15 protein-coding genes and 1 pseudogene are annotated in these 15,862 nt (G+C 71.9%); 4 read left to right on the top strand and 12 right to left on the bottom strand.

All coding sequences use genetic code 11. The annotated features are described in order from the left end of the window. Window positions 1-327: 327 nt before the first annotated feature. The 5 genes from FBZ33_RS00675 to FBZ33_RS00655 all read right to left on the bottom strand — a co-directional run bounded on the left by FBZ33_RS00675 (window position 328) and on the right by FBZ33_RS00655 (window position 5,161). Window positions 328-1,059 (bottom strand): hypothetical protein, encoded by a 732-nt coding sequence (locus FBZ33_RS00675; protein ID WP_141907631.1) that lies wholly within the window; start codon window positions 1,057-1,059, stop codon window positions 328-330. Further along, complete coding sequence (locus FBZ33_RS00670; protein ID WP_088951173.1) at window positions 1,050-1,592, bottom strand: hypothetical protein; 543 nt, start codon at window positions 1,590-1,592, stop codon at window positions 1,050-1,052. Before FBZ33_RS00670 ends, FBZ33_RS00675 begins: the two co-directional genes overlap by 10 nt. A gap of 102 nt (window positions 1,593-1,694) precedes the next feature. Next, window positions 1,695-4,055 (bottom strand): sodium-translocating pyrophosphatase, encoded by a 2,361-nt coding sequence (locus tag FBZ33_RS00665; protein ID WP_141907630.1) that lies wholly within the window; start codon window positions 4,053-4,055, stop codon window positions 1,695-1,697. A 315-nt stretch (window positions 4,056-4,370) separates the two neighbouring features. Further along, window positions 4,371-4,808 carry an ATP-binding protein gene (locus tag FBZ33_RS00660; protein ID WP_141907629.1) on the bottom strand — a complete coding sequence of 146 codons (438 nt, stop codon included), beginning with the start codon at window positions 4,806-4,808 and terminating at the stop codon, window positions 4,371-4,373. Further along, window positions 4,805-5,161, bottom strand: a complete 357-nt coding sequence (locus tag FBZ33_RS00655) for an STAS domain-containing protein (protein WP_088951170.1) — start codon at window positions 5,159-5,161, stop codon at window positions 4,805-4,807. The genes FBZ33_RS00660 and FBZ33_RS00655 overlap by 4 nt, the downstream gene beginning before the upstream one ends. A 161-nt stretch (window positions 5,162-5,322) precedes the next feature. Between FBZ33_RS00655 and FBZ33_RS00650 the strand changes: the two genes are divergently transcribed. The 3 genes from FBZ33_RS00650 to FBZ33_RS00640 all read left to right on the top strand — a co-directional run bounded on the left by FBZ33_RS00650 (window position 5,323) and on the right by FBZ33_RS00640 (window position 8,753). Beyond that, window positions 5,323-7,722, top strand: a complete 2,400-nt coding sequence (locus FBZ33_RS00650) for a DEAD/DEAH box helicase (RefSeq protein ID WP_255509094.1) — start codon at window positions 5,323-5,325, stop codon at window positions 7,720-7,722. Between the two features lie 98 nt (window positions 7,723-7,820). Continuing rightward, complete coding sequence (locus FBZ33_RS00645) at window positions 7,821-8,030, top strand: hypothetical protein (protein WP_141907627.1); 210 nt, start codon at window positions 7,821-7,823, stop codon at window positions 8,028-8,030. Window positions 8,031-8,174: 144 nt separating this feature from the next. Further along, window positions 8,175-8,753, top strand: a complete 579-nt coding sequence (locus FBZ33_RS00640) for a hypothetical protein (RefSeq protein WP_141907626.1) — start codon at window positions 8,175-8,177, stop codon at window positions 8,751-8,753. Window positions 8,754-8,901: 148 nt separating this feature from the next. On the opposite strand, the gene FBZ33_RS00635 is transcribed toward FBZ33_RS00640, so the two are convergent. The 7 genes and pseudogenes from FBZ33_RS00635 to ssd form a co-directional block, all read right to left on the bottom strand. Beyond that, window positions 8,902-9,309 (bottom strand): Rv3654c family TadE-like protein, encoded by a 408-nt coding sequence (locus FBZ33_RS00635; protein WP_141907625.1) that lies wholly within the window; start codon window positions 9,307-9,309, stop codon window positions 8,902-8,904. Further along, window positions 9,309-9,719: a TadE family type IV pilus minor pilin gene (locus FBZ33_RS00630; protein WP_141907624.1), complete on the bottom strand. Its 411-nt coding sequence runs from the start codon at window positions 9,717-9,719 to the stop codon at window positions 9,309-9,311. The genes FBZ33_RS00635 and FBZ33_RS00630 overlap by 1 nt, the downstream gene beginning before the upstream one ends. A 32-nt stretch (window positions 9,720-9,751) precedes the next feature. Continuing rightward, on the bottom strand, window positions 9,752-9,919 hold the full coding sequence (locus tag FBZ33_RS00625; RefSeq protein WP_081883916.1) for a DUF4244 domain-containing protein: 168 nt from the start codon (window positions 9,917-9,919) through the stop codon (window positions 9,752-9,754). A 23-nt stretch (window positions 9,920-9,942) separates the two neighbouring features. Next, entirely contained in the window at window positions 9,943-10,584 is a 642-nt protein-coding gene (locus FBZ33_RS00620; protein WP_141907623.1) for a type II secretion system F family protein, read from the bottom strand. Then, window positions 10,581-11,282, bottom strand: a pseudogene (locus FBZ33_RS00615) (type II secretion system F family protein); the annotation flags it as partial. The gene FBZ33_RS00620 and the pseudogene FBZ33_RS00615, both read right to left, overlap by 4 nt. Window positions 11,283-11,896: 614 nt before the next feature. Further along, on the bottom strand, window positions 11,897-13,108 hold the full coding sequence (locus tag FBZ33_RS00610; RefSeq protein ID WP_141907622.1) for a TadA family conjugal transfer-associated ATPase: 1,212 nt from the start codon (window positions 13,106-13,108) through the stop codon (window positions 11,897-11,899). Next, on the bottom strand, window positions 13,105-14,208 hold the full coding sequence (ssd, locus tag FBZ33_RS00605) for a septum site-determining protein Ssd (RefSeq protein WP_099849952.1): 1,104 nt from the start codon (window positions 14,206-14,208) through the stop codon (window positions 13,105-13,107). Before ssd ends, FBZ33_RS00610 begins: the two co-directional genes overlap by 4 nt. Window positions 14,209-14,692: 484 nt before the next feature. Here ssd and FBZ33_RS00595 point away from each other — a divergent pair, with 484 nt between their 5' ends. After that, window positions 14,693-15,082, top strand: a complete 390-nt coding sequence (locus FBZ33_RS00595; protein WP_141907621.1) for a hypothetical protein — start codon at window positions 14,693-14,695, stop codon at window positions 15,080-15,082. Window positions 15,083-15,862 lie beyond the last annotated feature (780 nt).

The following is a 15,862-nucleotide window of genomic DNA, read 5'->3' as shown; positions in this document are numbered from 1 at the left end:
CGGTGGACGCCGCCTCGCCGCGTTCGGCACTGCCGGACGGCGCCACCGTACACCGTGGGTAGGGCTCGAAGCGGGTCACTGTGACGATGGCGGACTGACGGCGGAGGTCCGACCCGCCCGTTTTCCGCCTGGATCAACCCGCCAGCTGTCCGGCACCGGACACCGGAAGTGCGCGCCCCGCCCACGTCCCGCCCCCGCCCCACCCCCGTCGATCATGGACTTATGGTGGGCGTTTTAACCCCGGACGAGAAGTACGTCCACCACCACAACTCCAAGATCGACGGGGCGGGGTGGGGTGGGGCGGGTCAAGATCGAGGCAGGGCGGGCTTAGGACGGCCAGGCTTCTGGCGGTGCCGCTTTGGGGGGCTCGCCGACCAGCTCGGCCAGCCGGGCGAGCCGGCGGCGGCCGGTGATCCGGTAGGCGGGGCCACCCTCGTTCGGGCTCAGGAGCGTGCCGGCGAGCCCGGCGGCGGCGAGCGCCACCCCGATCGGCTCCCAGCACTCCTGGTCGTTCGCGCCGAGCCGCAGCAGACAGGCATCCGGAGGCTCCGGCGTCCCGGCGGCGGCGAGCCACAGCCGCAGCCGCCGGCCGGTCAGATGAAAGGTGGCCGGCGGGCGTTTCGCCGAACTGTGCAGCCACGCAGCCGCGAGCGGTTTCAACACCCGGGTGTACGACGTACGGACGGCGTGTCGCTCGCCCTCGGTTGGCTCCCAGGTCGCCGCGAGCCCGCGCGCCGCCAGTTCGGCGACGAGCACGTGCACCCGCCACGCGGCGTCCACCTGCACCGAGAGACGGGCGGTGCCCCCCATCCGGACCACCTCGCCCGGTCCGGCGAGCAACCCGGCCAGGTCGGCGACCGTCGGCTCGGCCGCCTCCGCGCCGAAGAAGACAAGTTGCCGCCCCGTGTCGTCACCCTGAACCGAGCCGCTATGGAGTGGACCGTTCTGGGTCTGGCCGCCGCGCCGCCGCGCGGGTGCGGGCGCCTCCGACTCGGGCGCGGGAAACAGCGCCGGGGGCGGCTCTGCCTTCCCGGTGTCACCGAGCCCGCTCAGCGACACTCCGGCACCTCGTCGAAGGCTTGTTTCAACTCCTCGGAGTTGAGCTTGCTGGTGTCCAGCGCGCTGGCGTCGTACTCCTTGTTGAGGGTCTCCACCGCGGCCCGCACTCCGTCGTAGAAGGCGGTCGGCTCGCCGGTGCCCAACCCGTCGATGGTGTCCCGGGCGCGGCCGTAGGCGTCCCGCATCTTCCCCAGTGAGCTGCGGAAACCGGCGGAGATCGCCTCGCCGTTGTCGGTCTCCGGGACGCCCGCCTGCTCCACCTTGCGGCGGGCGGTCTCGCTGGCCTTCTCGGCCCCACCGAAGAGCCGCACCAGGTTCTCCTTGGCCTGCGCCGGCGTGGTCTGCGCGGTCATCTGCTCGTCGGTGCTGCTGGTCAACTTGCTGATCTCGGAACGCCACGGGGTGAGCGCGCCGCAGACCGAGGCCGCCCAGGCCCGCGGGCTGGGACCCCCGCCGCAACCGGCGAGCACGACGACGATCGTGGCCAGGACCACCGTGAGCTTTCCGGCGGCAGACGCCCGGCACGTACGCATGCGTTGCAGCGTACGGCCTTTGGCCAGGTGTGGCACCGGTCCGGACGGCCGGGGTCCCCGGCCGACGCGGACGTCGACCGGGGACCCTGGGCCGTTGACGGGTCAGGCGTTGACCGTCTCCGGGCGGTGGTCGGTGCTGCCGGCGCCGGTGTTGCCGTCGGCGTCGGAGTCGGACATCGCGATGCCCTTGCGCTTGCTGAACACCACCGACGCCACGATGATCAGCGTCGCGACCAGGGCGATGCCGACCCGCAGGCCGACGTTGCGCTCATCGCCGACGCTCCACGCCACCACGGCGGGAGCGATCAGCAGCGAGACCAGGTTCATCACCTTGATCAGCGGGTTGATCGCCGGACCGGCGGTGTCCTTGAACGGGTCACCGACGGTGTCGCCGATAACCGTCGCGGCGTGCGACTCGGAGCCCTTGCCGCCGTACGCGCCGTCCTCGACCAGCTTCTTGGCGTTGTCCCAGGCCCCACCGGAGTTGGACAGGAACACCGCCATCAGGGTGCCGGCACCGATCGCACCGGCCAGGTACGCCGCGAGCGCGCCGGGCCCGAGGCCGAAGCCGACCGCGATCGGCGCCAGGATGGCGAGCAGGCCGGGGGTGAGCAGCTCACGCTGCGCGTCCCGGGTGCAGATGTCGACGACCTTGCCGTACTCCGGGCGCTGGGTGCCGTCCATGATGCCGGGCAGTTCACGGAACTGCCGGCGGACCTCCATGACCACGGCGCCGGCCGAGCGGGACACCGCGTTGATGGCCAGCCCGGAGAAGAGGAAGACCACCGCCGCCCCGATGATCAGGCCGACCAGGTTGCGCGGGTTCGCCACGTTGAGCGCGTTGAGGATCTCGTTGCCGACGTCGTTCACGCCAGCCGTCGCGTACGCGCTGGTGAGCGAGTCGGTGTAAGAGCCGAACAGCGCGGTCGCGGCGAGCACCGCCGTGGCGATCGCGATGCCCTTGGTGATCGCCTTGGTGGTGTTGCCGACCGCGTCCAACTCGGTGAGCGTCTTGGCGCCGTGCTCGTCGATGTCACCGGACATCTCGGCGATGCCCTGGGCGTTGTCGGAGATCGGCCCGAAGGTGTCCATCGCGACGATCACACCGACGGTGGTGAGCAGGCCGGTGCCGGCCAGTGCCACCGCGAACAGCGACAGCGTGATGGAGCTGCCGCCGAGCAGGAACGCGCCGAAGACACCGGCGCCGATCAGCAGCGCCGAGTAGACGGCCGACTCCAGGCCGATGCTGATGCCGGCCAGGATGACGGTGGCCGCACCGGTCTGCGAGCTCTTGCCGATGTCCTGCACCGGCCGCCGGTTGGTCTCGGTGAAGTAGCCGGTCAGCGCCTGGATCGCGGCGGCCAGCACGATGCCGATCACCACTGCGCCGATGGCCACCAACCGGGGGTTGCCGGGCGCGTCGGTGAGCCCGCTGTCGAACTCGCCGAAAGTCGCCGGGAGGTACGCGAAGGCGGCGATCGCCACCAGCACGGCGGAGAGCACCGCCGACAGGTAGAAGGCCCGGTTGATCGCGGTCAGGGCGTTGCGGTCGGTCGCGCGCAGCCGAGTGATGAAGACGCCGACGATCGCGATCAGCACGCCGATGGTGGAGATGATCAGCGGGAAGACGAGGCCCTCCTCGCCGAACGCGGCGCGGCCGAGGATCAGTGCGGCGACCAGCGTCACCGCGTACGACTCGAACAGGTCGGCGGCCATGCCAGCGCAGTCACCGACGTTGTCGCCCACGTTGTCGGCGATGGTGGCAGCGTTGCGTGGGTCATCCTCGGGGATGCCCTGCTCTACCTTGCCGACCAGGTCGGCGCCGACGTCGGCGGCCTTGGTGAAGATGCCGCCGCCGACCCGCATGAACATCGCGAGCAGCGCGGCACCGAAGCCAAAGCCCTCCAGCACGGTCGGCGCGTCACCCCGGTAGACGAGGACGACCAGCGCGGCACCGAAGAGGCCGAGGCCGACGGTGAAGAAGCCGACGACGCCGCCGGTCCGGAAAGCGATCTTCATGGCCGCCTCGCGGCCACCTACTCGCTCCCTCGCGGCGGCGGCCACGCGCAGGTTGGCGCGGGTCGCCAGCCACATGCCGGCGCCGCCGATGAACGCGCTGAACAGGGCGCCCACCACGAAGAAGAGTGAACGGCCGATCTTCACCGTCAGCTCACTGCCATCGGTGTCGTGCACCGGCAGCAGGAAGAGCAGCACGACGGCGACGACGACGAAGATCGCCAGGGTGCGGAATTGTCGGAGCAGGTAGGCCGAGGCGCCCTCCTGGACCGCCCCCGAGATCTCCTGCATTTTCTCGGTGCCCTTACCAGCGGCCAGCACCGTTTTTGTCAGGGCGGCAGCGAAACCGAGCGCCACCAGCGCGACTACCGCGGCGATGACGACGTAGGTGACATTGCTTCCGGTAAGGGAAAGCCCGCCGCCGTCGGCGGCCAAGGTCTCGGACATCTGTGTCCTCCTGTTACCGAACACTCGCGCCGGTGAGTGGAGACGCACTGACCGACGCCTGATTGCGGACTCGCAAGCGCGCGCCAACCCACCAGCGGACCAGCGATGAACACCCATACCCGCTGGCTGCGGGATAGGTCACTTGCTGACAACCCGGGTACTGTAGCCCTCCACAGTGTCGGAGGTCACACGGAGGTGCCACCGTGTCGCGATGATCTTCGTCGCTGTGTTATGAAACGAAATCTGATATAGGGACCGGTCCATGCAAGAAGGCCGCACCCCCTGCTGGGGATGCGGCCTACGAACGGGAACGGGTCAGTGGCCGACCGGCCACACCATCCGCACCTCGGTGCCGACGCCCTCGTCGACCGGGCGCACCTGCAGGTCCTCCACGAAGCCGGCGAGCAGCGCGAAGCCCACACCGGTGGTCAGCGCCTCGTCGGTGAGCGACTCGTTGGCCAGCTCGTCCGGCGGCAGCGCGGTCAGACCGATGCCAGCCTCGATCGGCGCCCGGTCCACCACCCGCACCGCGTACGAGCCGCCGTCGGACATCTCCACCAGCACCGGGTCGGCCAGGCCGTACTGCCGGTGCAGGGCCACCGCCCGGGTGCACGCCTCGCCGATGGCCAGGCGGACCTCGTCGAGCAGGTCCTCCCGGACCCCGGCACGGCGGGCGACGGCGACGCCGACCAGGCGAGCGGTGCGCACGTGCACCGGGGCGGGCGAGAACGAGAGCTTGACTGTCGCCATCACGCGCCGGCGCCCGCCGAGTCGGCGCTGATCGCCGCGTCGACCGTCGGGTGCAGCGGGAAGACCTGGTCCAGCGCGGTGATGCGGAAGATCTTGAGCAGTGGCTCCTTGTCGCAGACCAGGGCGAACGAACCGCCGGCCGAGCGCAGCCGCTTGAGCGCGCCGACCAGCACGCCCAACCCGGTGGAGTCGAGGAAGTCCACCCGACCGAGGTCGACCACCACGTGACGGGCGCCACCATCGATCAGTTCGAGGAGTCGTTCGCGGAGCCGGGGCGCGGTGTAGACGTCCACCTCACCACCGACCTCAAGCACCGTGTGCTCGCCCACGGTGTGCGTCGCCAGCGACAGCTCCATCGGTCCTCCTCGCCAGAGCCGTAAACTCTCGTGGGCATCTAACCACTACCGCCTGCGTGGCCTGCGGACGCCAGTGGAGGCTTCCCCTTACCCCGGTGTCCGACTTTTCATCTCCGAACACCAGTGCGAGAGTGCAGGGCGTGACCTCCAACGACTTCAGCATGGCGCATCCCGCGTCGCGCCCTGAGCTGGAGTCGTCGTCCGCGGCCACCGTATCCGCTGGTCCCAGCCCGGGGCCAACGCCGGCCGACCTGCTGCGCCGGCTCCGGGCCCGGGGTGCCGCCGACCCGGTCACCCACGTCGAACGGGTGCCGGCCCGCCCCGGGGTGCCCGCGCCGTGGCCGTCGTGGGCCCCGCCGGAGCTGCGTGCCGCGTTCGCCCGGCGCGGCGTGGTCGCGCCCTGGCAGCACCAGGCCCAGGCGGCCACCCTGGCGTACGAGGGTGAGCACGTCGTGGTCGCCACCGGCACCGCGTCCGGCAAGTCACTGGCGTACCAGCTCCCGGCGCTGGCCACCCTGCTCGCCGACCCCCGGGCCACAGTGCTCTACCTCGCGCCGACCAAGGCGCTCGCCGCCGACCAGCTGCGGGCCGTCGCCGCGCTGGAACTGGAGGGGGTACGCCCCGCCTGCTACGACGGGGACACTCCGCGCGCCGAGCGGGAGTGGATCCGCCGGCACTCCCGGTTCGTGCTGACCAACCCCGACATGCTGCACCACGGCGTCCTGCCCGGGCACGCCCAGTGGTCCGGTTTCCTGCGCCGGCTCGCGTACGTGGTGGTCGACGAATGCCACACCTACCGGGGGGTGTTCGGCTCGCACGTGGCGCACGTGCTGCGTCGGCTGCGGCGGCAGTGCGCCCGGTTCGGGTCCACCCCGGTCTTCGTCCTCGCCTCGGCGACCTCCGGTGACCCGTCGACCGCGGCCGGACGGCTGACCGGCCTGCCGGTGACGGCGGTCACCGAGGACGCGTCGCCGCGCGGCGGGGTGACCTTCGCGCTCTGGGAACCGCCGCTGCTGCCACCCGACTCGGGCTCCTCCACCCCGGTGCCACCGCAGTCGACCGGCGACCACGACGACCTTCAACAGATCCGCCGCTCGGCGCTGCGCGAAACCGCGGACCTGCTCGCCGACACGGTCGCCGAGGGGGTACGCACGCTCGCGTTCGTTCGTTCCCGCAAGGGCGCCGAGGTGGTGGCGGCCAACGCGCGCCGGGCGCTGGACGACGCGGTCCCGGGGCTCGGCGACCGGGTCGCCGCCTACCGGGGCGGTTACCTGCGCGAGGAGCGGCGCGAGCTGGAACGGGCGCTGCTGCACGGCGACCTGCTCGGCCTGGCCTCGACCAACGCGCTGGAGCTGGGCGTGGACCTGGTCGGGCTCGACGCGGTGCTGATCTGCGGCTACCCGGGCACCCGGGCGTCGCTGTGGCAGCAGGCGGGCCGCGCCGGGCGTTCCGGCCAGGAGGCCCTCGCCGTGTTGGTGGCCCGGGACGACCCACTGGACACCTACCTGGTGCACCACCCGGAGGCGATCTTCGGCGCGCCGGTGGAGGCGACGGTGCTCGACCCGGCCAACCCGTACGTGCTGGCACCGCAGCTAGCCTGCGCCGCGTTCGAGGCCCCGCTCACCCCGGCTGACCTGGCGCTATTCGGTGACGGGGCGAAGGAGGCCGTCGACCAACTGGTGGCCGCCGGGGCGCTGCGGCAGCGGCCCACCGGCTGGTACTGGCGGCATCGGGAGCGGCCCGAGGTGGACCTGCGCGGGGAGGGCGGCGCCCCGGTCTGCGTGGTGGAGTCGTCGACCGGCCGGCTGCTCGGCACGGTCGACGGTGGCTCCTCGCACTTCCTGCTGCACTCCGGCGCGGTCTATCTGCACCAGGGCGTCTCGTACGTGGTCGACGATCTCGACCTCGTCGACGGTTGTGCGCTGGTGCACGCCGAGGAGCCGGACTGGTCCACCCACGCCCGCGACGTCACCGACCTGTCCGTGGTGTCGGTGCGCTCCTACGTGGACGCCGGGCCGGTCGGCATGTTCCTCGGCGAGGTGGACGTGACCAGTCAGGTCGTGTCGTACCAGCGGCGGCGGATCGCCACCGGCGAGGTGATCGACACCCGGCCACTGGACCTGCCCGCCCGGGAGCTGCGCACGGTGGCGGTGTGGTTCACCCTGTCGCCGCAGTCGTTGACTCTTGCCGGGGTCCAGCCAGCCGACGTGCCCGGTGCGCTGCACGCCGCCGAACACGCCGCGATCGGCCTGCTGCCGCTGATGGCCACCTGCGACAGGTGGGACATTGGCGGGCTCTCCACCGCCGTGCACCAGGACACCGAGGCGCCGACCGTCTTCGTCTACGACGGGCACCCGGGCGGCGCCGGGTTCGCCGAGCGGGCGTACGGGACGGCGTCGGCGTGGCTGCGGGCCACCCGGGACGCGATCGCGGAGTGCGGCTGCGAGAGCGGCTGCCCGTCCTGCGTGCAGTCGCCGAAGTGCGGCAACGGCAACAACCCGCTCTCCAAGCCGGACGCCATCCGGGTGCTCGACGTGGTGTTGGCGAACCTGCCGGAGTGAGCAGGTTGCATGAATCGACTCGGCGCGGGGCACAATGTGTGGGAGCGCTTCCATCGATGCCTTTGTTGCTGATCGCCCCCCGTGCCCGAGGAGAAGCCGTGGCCGACACCATCGCTGAGACCGTCGACCTGCTCTACACCATCGACCAGGACAAACTCACTCTCGACCAGCAGATCGCGCTCGGAACCGCGCTGGCCGCCCTGGCTCAGGCTGAACGGCTGGAGCAGATCAACGAACGGCTGCGCGTCATCCACCAGGTGCTCAACACGTGGGCGCTGCGCGCCGCGACCGCCACCGACGGCCGCTGATCCTCCATCCCCGGTCGGCACACGGGCGCCGGGATGCGGGGCGGTCGCCTGGCCGCCCCGTACCCTGTGATCATCGATGGCGGGGAACGCGACGGTTGTCGGGCTGTGCGAGACTCCGGCGCACGAACCCCCTGAGGAGATCAGATGCAGCTTGACAACTTGCAAGGTCAGCACCAGTTCCACATCCGGCAGCGACTGCGAATGATGGTCAACCAGTACGAGGTCCGGGCAGTCTCCCCGGACGGCACCGAAGGCGAGTTGCTGGCGTTCGCGCAGCAGAAGCGGCTCGCCTTCAAGGAGCAGGTGACGATCTACACGGACGACTCGAAGCAGCAGGCCCTGCTCGGCTTCAAGGCCCGCCAGCGCATGGACCTCGGCGCCACGTACGACGTCACCGACGCGGCCGGGAACCCGATCGGCCTGTTCCGCAAGGACTTCGCCCAGTCGCTGCTGCGCTCCACCTGGCACGTCGAGCAGAACGGCCTGCCGCAGGTGACGGGCCAGGAGCGCAGCATGCCGGTGGCGCTGCTGCGCCGGTTCGTCGACTCGCTGTCCTGGCTGCCGTACCACTTCGACTTCACCGCGGGCGGCCAGCCGGTCTTCACCGTGGTCAAGAAGTGGGGCCTGCGCGACAAGTACATCGTCGAGGTGCAGCACCCGCAGATCGACCGTCGCCTGGTCATCGCGATGGCCGTCGCCCTCGACGCGCTCCAGGCCCGCTGACCCACCCGGCCCGCCTGGCCACCCATTCCTCGGCCGCTGGCCGGGACGAGGCTCTCAGCCCCGATCCCGGCCAGCAGGTCGTCGCGCCTGATGTCGTAAACGATCCAGCTCCACAGCTTTTGTCGACGCGCTGCCCAGCTTCATCCCGTTAACCGCGCACCGGGCCGGCGCGGGCCGTCGAGGTGACGGCGCGGGTCAGCCCGGGAAGTGGCGTGAAGGCCACCTCGACGGTCACCAGCACGTCGAGTCCGTCGAGGCGACAGCCGACCAGCCGACCAGCGTTGCGGCCGACGATGTCGGCGGCCGATACGCAGGCCACCGCGTCGCCGTCGAGCGCCTGGGCAGCTCCGGCCAGCGCGCCCAGATCGGCCGCCACCGCCGCCCGTTGACCGGCCATGCCGGCGGCGGCGATGGCAGCGCCGAACATCCCGAACAGCACGAAGACCAGCCCGATCGCCAGCAGCAGGACTGTTGCACCGCCGCGCTGCGCGTCCGGCAGCCCGTCATCGAGTCGCTCAGCGTCCGGTCCGTGGCCGAGGCGGGTTCGACAACCCATCACCAAACTCCCCCGGCGGCGCCTGGTTCCACGGCTGCGACGGCGGTCGCGACCACGGTGACCCGTGGTAGCCGGCCGCCCAGCGTGCGGACGGGCGCGCGTACCGTCGCCTGCACCCGGTTGCCGTCGACGGACACCGTCACCGACGCCCCCGGCGGTGCCGCACGTCCGGCCGCCGCGCTGCCGTCCCCGCCACGGGCGGCGGCCAGCGCCGCCTCCCGGGCCGCGTGCAGGCAGCCAGCCTGCGCGGTGACGGCGTTGACCGCGGTCAGGCCGGCCAACAGGAGCAGGAGCAGCGCCGGCAGGCCGGCCGCCAGTTCGGCGGTGAACGACCCACGGTCCCCACCAGCGGCGCGTTCGACGAAGCGGGCTCTCCGCCCGCCCTCACCTGCCCGCCCAGGGGTGCCCAACCTTGGACCGCGACCGGCCTGCCGGCGCCCGGTCACTTCAGCGCCCGGTCGATGACGGCGGTCAACGCCGACTGGACGTTGCCGGAGGTCAGCACCTTCAACAGGATTCCGGCGAAGGCGACCGCCGCAAGCGTGCCGACCGCGTACTCGGCCGTGTTCATCCCGGCGTCGCCGCGCAGGCGGGCGATCAGTTTGCGCATGACTGTTCCCTTTCTCGATGGGGTCAGAGCACGTCGCCGAGAACGGCGACGATCACCGGCACCAGGCCGGCGAGAATGAACGCCGGCAGGAAGCAGAGCCCCAGCGGCAGGACGATGAGCACGCCGGCCCTGCGTGCCGACGCCTCGGCGGCGGTGGCACGGTCGGCGCGCAGGTCGTCGGCGAGCCGGGTCAACGCACCGGCCAGGGCGGCACCACTGTTGGCTGAGCGCAGGGCCGCCGCGGTCAGCCGGTCCGCGCCAGGGATCCCGTCCAACGCCGACCACGCCTCCGGCGGGCCACCGCCGAGCAGCAGCGTGCGGCCGACCCGGGCCAACCGGCCGGCGAGCGGTCCGTCGAGCGCCTCGGCGACGGCCAGCACCGAGCGATCCACCGGGGCCCCCGCCCGCATCGCCGCAGCCAGCAGATCAGCGGCGAGCGGCAGGTCGGCGGCCTCCTGGACTCGCCGCTTGCGCACAGCCGGCGACTCGATCCGGCGTAGGAGAAAGTCCAGCAGGAATGCGGTCGGGACCGCACCGAGCAGCCCCAGCCACCCCCCGACGACCACGGCTACGGCGAGCCCGGACAGCGCCGCGGCGAGCCGGATGGCGTCCGGCCGTCGGCCGCTGGCCGGGCCGCGTCGAGTCGCCGGGACCCGGGACGTCATCCGGCCCGTCCCGGTGCCGAGCCGAGCCGTTCCGCCCAGAGGAGACCCACGACCTGCAGGGCGACCGCGAGAACGGCACAGGCTCCGCCGACCCTGCTGTGCAGGAGCACTGCCACCGGGTCGACGCCTATCCCGTACCCGAGGGCGATCCCGCCGATCGGCAGCGCCGCCAGCAACCAGGCCGTGGCCCGGGCACCGGCCGCCTGTGCCGCTGCGGCGGCCAGACCTCGGTCGGTCGCCCGGGCGTCCGCCTCGATCCGCTCGACGAGTTCGGCGAGCGGCGCGCCGGTCCGGTCCGCCAGTCGCACCGCCGCTGAGGTCAGCTGGCGCAACCGGTCCGACTGCCCGGGACAACCGGCGGCGGCCTCAAGCGTGTGCGGGACGGGCAGGCCGGCCCGGAGATCCGCCGCGAGACCACAGAGTTGGTCCAGCCCACGTCGTCGGATGCGCTCGGTGCGCCGGTTCGCCCGCCAGCGCAACACACCCCGTACGGCCAGCGTGCCGTAGCTGGCCAACGCGACCGCGGCCACCGGACCGCCGACCAGCGCACCGACACCGCCTCCCAGGAGGCTGACCAGCGGTAACACGCGTGCCCTCGATCGCACGGCAGGCGCCGCCGCGACGGCACTCGGCCCAACGGCCGTCATGTCGGCCAGGTCGGCGGCCGTCACCTCCGCCGGGTCGCCATGGTCACGGCGATCGACGTCGCCGCGCCCCTCGGCGCCGAACACGTCGCCTCGACTGTCCGCCTCGCCGTTGGTGCGATCACCGATCGCCGCAGCGCCTGGGGCGTCGACCCACCGGTCCGCTGTCACTCCTACGTCGTCGATCGCGATCGCGGCCACCGACGTGCCGCCCCCACGTCCCGCGTCGGTGGTCGTGACCTCCGGCACTGCGGTGCCGGCCGGACGCCGAGGATCCCGACGGATCGGCGGACCCGTCGGCCCCGCCGGACCTTTCGACCCCACCGACCCGCCCGGCGCCCCGGGCCAGCTCGGTCTCCCGGTGATGTCCCGGGCAGGCCAGCCGAGCGCCGTTCGTCTCGCGCCGGAACCCGCGCCGGGTTGCGGTTGGTACGCCATGCCGACCGGACGACCCGAGGTCAGCGACTCGCCGGTCTCGTCGACCGGCCCGTCCAACGTACGACCGAGTTCCCGGATCCACTCCACCAGTGCGTCGTCCGGATCGGGACCGGCGCTCCCCTGTCCGGGCGTCAACACGCGACGCCGGCGGGACCGGATGGTCTGCACGGGCCACGCCACCAGGGCGGCGGCGACCAGGAGCAGCGCTGCCACCAGCAGCGCCCCGCCGGTCATGCCGGGCCTGCCGATCCGGGCCACGGCTCGCTCAGAATCGGCGGCACCGCCACCCCGCGCGCCCGCAGCAGCGCTCCGAGTGCACGGGCGGCCAGCCCGAGCCCACCGCCGCGCACCCAGGCGGGCACCACGGTCACCAACCGATCGGGCCCCTCGGGCAGCAGCAGGCAGACCGACTCCAGGACGCGCCCCTGGTCGCCTCGTCGCACCTGGAACAGCACCTGCAACGCGGCGGCGACCTGGGCGTGCAGCGCGGCGCGGGGTAGCCCTCCCAGCATGCCCAGCGCCTCCAGTCGGGCCGGCACGTCGGACGGGGTGTTGGCGTGCAGCGTGCCAGCGCCCCCGTCGTGGCCGGTGTTGAGCGCGGCCAGCAGGTCGACCACCTCACCGCCCCGGCACTCTCCGACCACCAGCCGGTCCGGGCGCATCCGCAGCGCCTGCCGGACCAGGTCTCCGAGGCTGACGACCCCCGAACCCTCCACATTGGCGGTACGCGCCTGAAGCCCCACCACGTGCGGATGCCCCGGACGCAACTCGGCGGCGTCCTCCACCAGCACGATCCGCTCGCTGGCTGGCACCATCCCCAGCAACGTGTTGAGCAGGGTCGTCTTGCCTGAACCGGTCCCGCCGGTCACCAGGTACGCCAGCCTGGCCGCGACGACGGCGGCGAGCAGCGGTGCCACCGGTCGCGGCACGGTGCCCTGGCGCACCAGCTCGTCGAGCGTGAACGGCCGGTGCCGGAAGGTCCGCAGGGACAGGTAGGGACCCTCGGTCGCCACCGGTGGCAGCACGGCGTGCAGTCGAGTGCCGTCGGGGAGTCGGGCATCCGCGTACGGAGACCCGTCGTCGAGCCGCCGACCGGCGCTGGAGATCATTCGCTGCGCCAACCGGCGGACATCCTCCACCGAGCCCACCGGGACCGCGACCTGTTGCAGCCCCGAACCACGGTCGACCCATACTCGGGTCCCGTTGACCAGGACGTCGGTCACCTCGGGGTCGGCGAGTAGCGGGGCCAGCGGCCCCGCGCCGACGAGGTCGTCATGCACCCGGTCGGCGATCCGCAGCACGGCGGTGTCGCCGAGCACCGCGGCGGCCGGTTCGGCCCGTACCGCCGAGACGATCGCCGCCGGTGTGACCGGGGTGGTGGCGGAGGCAATGCGCTGGCGCACCCGGGCGGCGATGCCGCTGTCCTCCGGCCGGCCGGTCATGCCGCACCCGTCGCCGGCGCACCGGTGAGGTCGGCGACGATCCGTTGGCAGAGCACGGCCAATGGGCCCTTGCCTGCGGCGGCTGGTGCTTCGCCCCGTTCCAGCCCGCGGCAGAGCCCCGGCTCGGGGCGCAGCGTGCCAGCCAGTGGGAGCCCAAGAGCCCGTGCCACCTCGGTCGCGCGCAGCCGGCCCGGGGCGGGACCGCGCACCACCACCGAGAGCGCGGCGCAGTGCGGGGCGGCGGCGGCAACGACCCGAGCGGCCGCAGCAGTGGCGCGCAGCTCGGCCGGGACGACAACGAACGCCTGGTCGGCCGCCTGCAACGCCACCACGGCCGCGTCGTCCAACTGTCGGGGCAGGTCGACCACCACGAAGTCCCGCCCACGACGGGCGGCATCCACGGTTGCCGCCATCGCTGCCACCGGCAGCGGCAGCATTTCGCCGCGGTCCCAGGAGAGCACCACCAGGTCACCTCGGCTGGGCAGAGCCTGCACGAGCGCCGGGGCATCCACCCGCCCGTCGGCACCGGTGAGGGACGGCCACCGCAGCCCTTCCAACTGCTCCCAGCCCAGCACGAGGTCGAGGCCACCACCGAGCGGATCAGCGTCGACCAGCAGAGTGCGCAGCCGGGCCCGGGCTGCGGTCACGGCGAGACCACCGGCCAGCACGCTCGCGCCGGCACCGCCCCGACCGCCGAAGACCGCGACGATTCGAGCACCGACACCGTCCGGACGGCCGGGTCCCTGCTCGGCGAACCGGTCCACCAGCCACGGCTCCGCGTCGGGCAGCATGGCGACGTGTTCGGCCCCGATCAGCTCGGCGATCTGCCAGCCCGGATCGAGCTGACCGGCCCGGCCGACCAGCACCAGCCGGGAGCGCTGCGGCAACCGGGCGCGCAGACACGACTGCGCCTGATCGGCGCCGAGCAACACCAGCGGCGCAGGAAGCCACCGGGTGCGGGCGGCCGCCGGATCGCGGGCGAGGTCCACCTCCGTCCCGCCTGCTGCGGCGAGCCGGAGCACATCATCGAGCAGATCGTCGTCGCCGGTGACGACCAGCGGAAGCCGACGGATCGGCGGAACGGAGGTACGGGGTGGCATCGCGGCCTCCAGCGGTCGGGCTCTGGTATGCCGCCGACCCTGCTCGGAAACCGCTCCGCGAGCCGCCCTGATCGCGTCGCCTGTGGACAACTTCGTGGGCTGTGGACAACGCCCGTCGAGACAGTTGATCTGCTACGGGCGCGGGCAACTCCGCAGCTCCTGCCGCTGCCCGGAAAACAGCGGGGCCGCTCCCGGAAGAAGCGATCCCGCAAGTGTGCGCGTACTCGGCGGCGTACCGGCTGGTGAACCAGTCCTCGTCCCGCTTCTTCGGCGGACCCACTGAGGCGCCCAACAGGCTCTCTCATCAGAAACCGCCTGACCAGCCACAACGCCGGAAAGGCAATCACGGCAACCGCCACTGGCCAGCAATTTCAGGGAGATCACAGAAATCTCCAAGCTTTGACGCTAGTGGATTTAATACTTGCGCTCTCAACTTTCCCGGTGGTAACTTTCATCGACCGATTCCTCTGGGAAAGAGAGAAACGTGCGACTGAAATCCCTCGCCATCGCCCTGTCCACCGCAGGCCTGCTGGCCGCCATCCCCGCCGCGCCGGCATCAGCCGACGGCCCGTGGCCGAACGAGGAGCCGTGGCCGCCCGGCAACTGCCAGCAGGGCACTTTCTGCGCCTGGCCGAACTGGGCTCCCGTGAATTCCGGTCCCACGGAGACCCCGTCCCTGGTGACCACCGGTCCGTGGACCGGCAGCGCCCCGACGAAAACCTTCTACAACCACACGACGGCGAACGTCGAATTGGAATACCACCACACGTGGCAGGACGACACGACGGTTATCACACACTGCGCCACCCCGCGCGGCAACATCTTCTACCTTCAGGTAATCGTGACCAAGGTGAATTGGCACGGTTCCTGCTAACCCCTCGCAATGAGGAAACCGCGCCAGAGTTCACGGTCGCGGATGCGGTGGTGCAACTTGCCGGCGGCCAGGTCCGGCGCGGCGATCCCGTGTCGCACTCCCGGGTCACGGGCGTAGGTGGCGCGTAGTCACACCGACCGGCCGCCCCGCACGTCCGGTCGAACTTGCAGATTCGGCGGCCCTGATCCATTCCCCGCCCGGGACCCGGCCCCTGGCGGACCGGCGGTCACACGGTCCAGGAGCCGGCGCATCCGTGGTGAAGTCGGGTCGGGCGCACCGGTCGATGAGCAGATCCAGTCTCGGGTCTGCTCATCGACCGTCTCGGCACGCAGCTGAGCGACACCTGGACGACCACCGCCGCGTCCCGTAGGCACCCGCTGGTTCCGCTGCCTCGGTGCTGCTTTCCAACCGCAGAAACGCCGTCCGCAAACGCCCGGACCGGCCGGGGACGGCCTGCGACCAGCGGTGGAGCGTTTCCAGCAGAAAGGGACGACCCCCGTCGGGGGGAGACGGGGGTCGTCGAAAGGTTCGGCTCCGGGGGGGTCGAGCCGAACCACTCAGCGGTCACGGGGGGTGCAACCGCTGAGGGTCTTGTCTGTTTTCGGAGATGTGAAAACTCGTCGTACGGACAAGTCTGCCTGAGCGGGCCCGTCACGTCGAGTGGTGCCGCCTCCACTCAGTGCGAAAATCTCCTCGCAGAGTGTGAGCACGGTCACGCGGAGCGGAGGTGGTGGTGCCTGCCCGCAGGTCTGAGGGGTGGCCTGACCCCGGGCACCCGCC

The organism is Micromonospora sp. A202, assembly GCF_006715105.1.
GTDB classification, from domain to species: domain Bacteria; phylum Actinomycetota; class Actinomycetes; order Mycobacteriales; family Micromonosporaceae; genus Micromonospora; species Micromonospora zamorensis.
Note: the sequence above shows the minus strand (reverse complement) of the source record. Positions and strands in the feature narration are given on the sequence as shown.

Bases quoted from the DNA above. Each gene is read 5' to 3' on its own strand.
- FBZ33_RS00670 (WP_088951173.1), bottom strand. From the start codon at position 1,592: ATGCGTACGTGCCGGGCGTCTGCCGCCGGAAAGCTCACGGTGGTCCTG.
- FBZ33_RS00665 (WP_141907630.1), bottom strand. From the start codon at position 4,055: ATGTCCGAGACCTTGGCCGCCGACGGCGGCGGGCTTTCCCTTACCGGA.
- FBZ33_RS00655 (WP_088951170.1), bottom strand. From the start codon at position 5,161: ATGGAGCTGTCGCTGGCGACGCACACCGTGGGCGAGCACACGGTGCTT.
- FBZ33_RS00650 (WP_255509094.1), top strand. From the start codon at position 5,323: ATGGCGCATCCCGCGTCGCGCCCTGAGCTGGAGTCGTCGTCCGCGGCC.
- FBZ33_RS00640 (WP_141907626.1), top strand. From the start codon at position 8,175: ATGCAGCTTGACAACTTGCAAGGTCAGCACCAGTTCCACATCCGGCAG.
- FBZ33_RS00635 (WP_141907625.1), bottom strand. From the start codon at position 9,309: ATGGGTTGTCGAACCCGCCTCGGCCACGGACCGGACGCTGAGCGACTC.
- FBZ33_RS00625 (WP_081883916.1), bottom strand. From the start codon at position 9,919: ATGCGCAAACTGATCGCCCGCCTGCGCGGCGACGCCGGGATGAACACG.
- FBZ33_RS00620 (WP_141907623.1), bottom strand. From the start codon at position 10,584: ATGACGTCCCGGGTCCCGGCGACTCGACGCGGCCCGGCCAGCGGCCGA.
- FBZ33_RS00610 (WP_141907622.1), bottom strand. From the start codon at position 13,108: ATGACCGGCCGGCCGGAGGACAGCGGCATCGCCGCCCGGGTGCGCCAG.
- ssd (WP_099849952.1), bottom strand. From the start codon at position 14,208: ATGCCACCCCGTACCTCCGTTCCGCCGATCCGTCGGCTTCCGCTGGTC.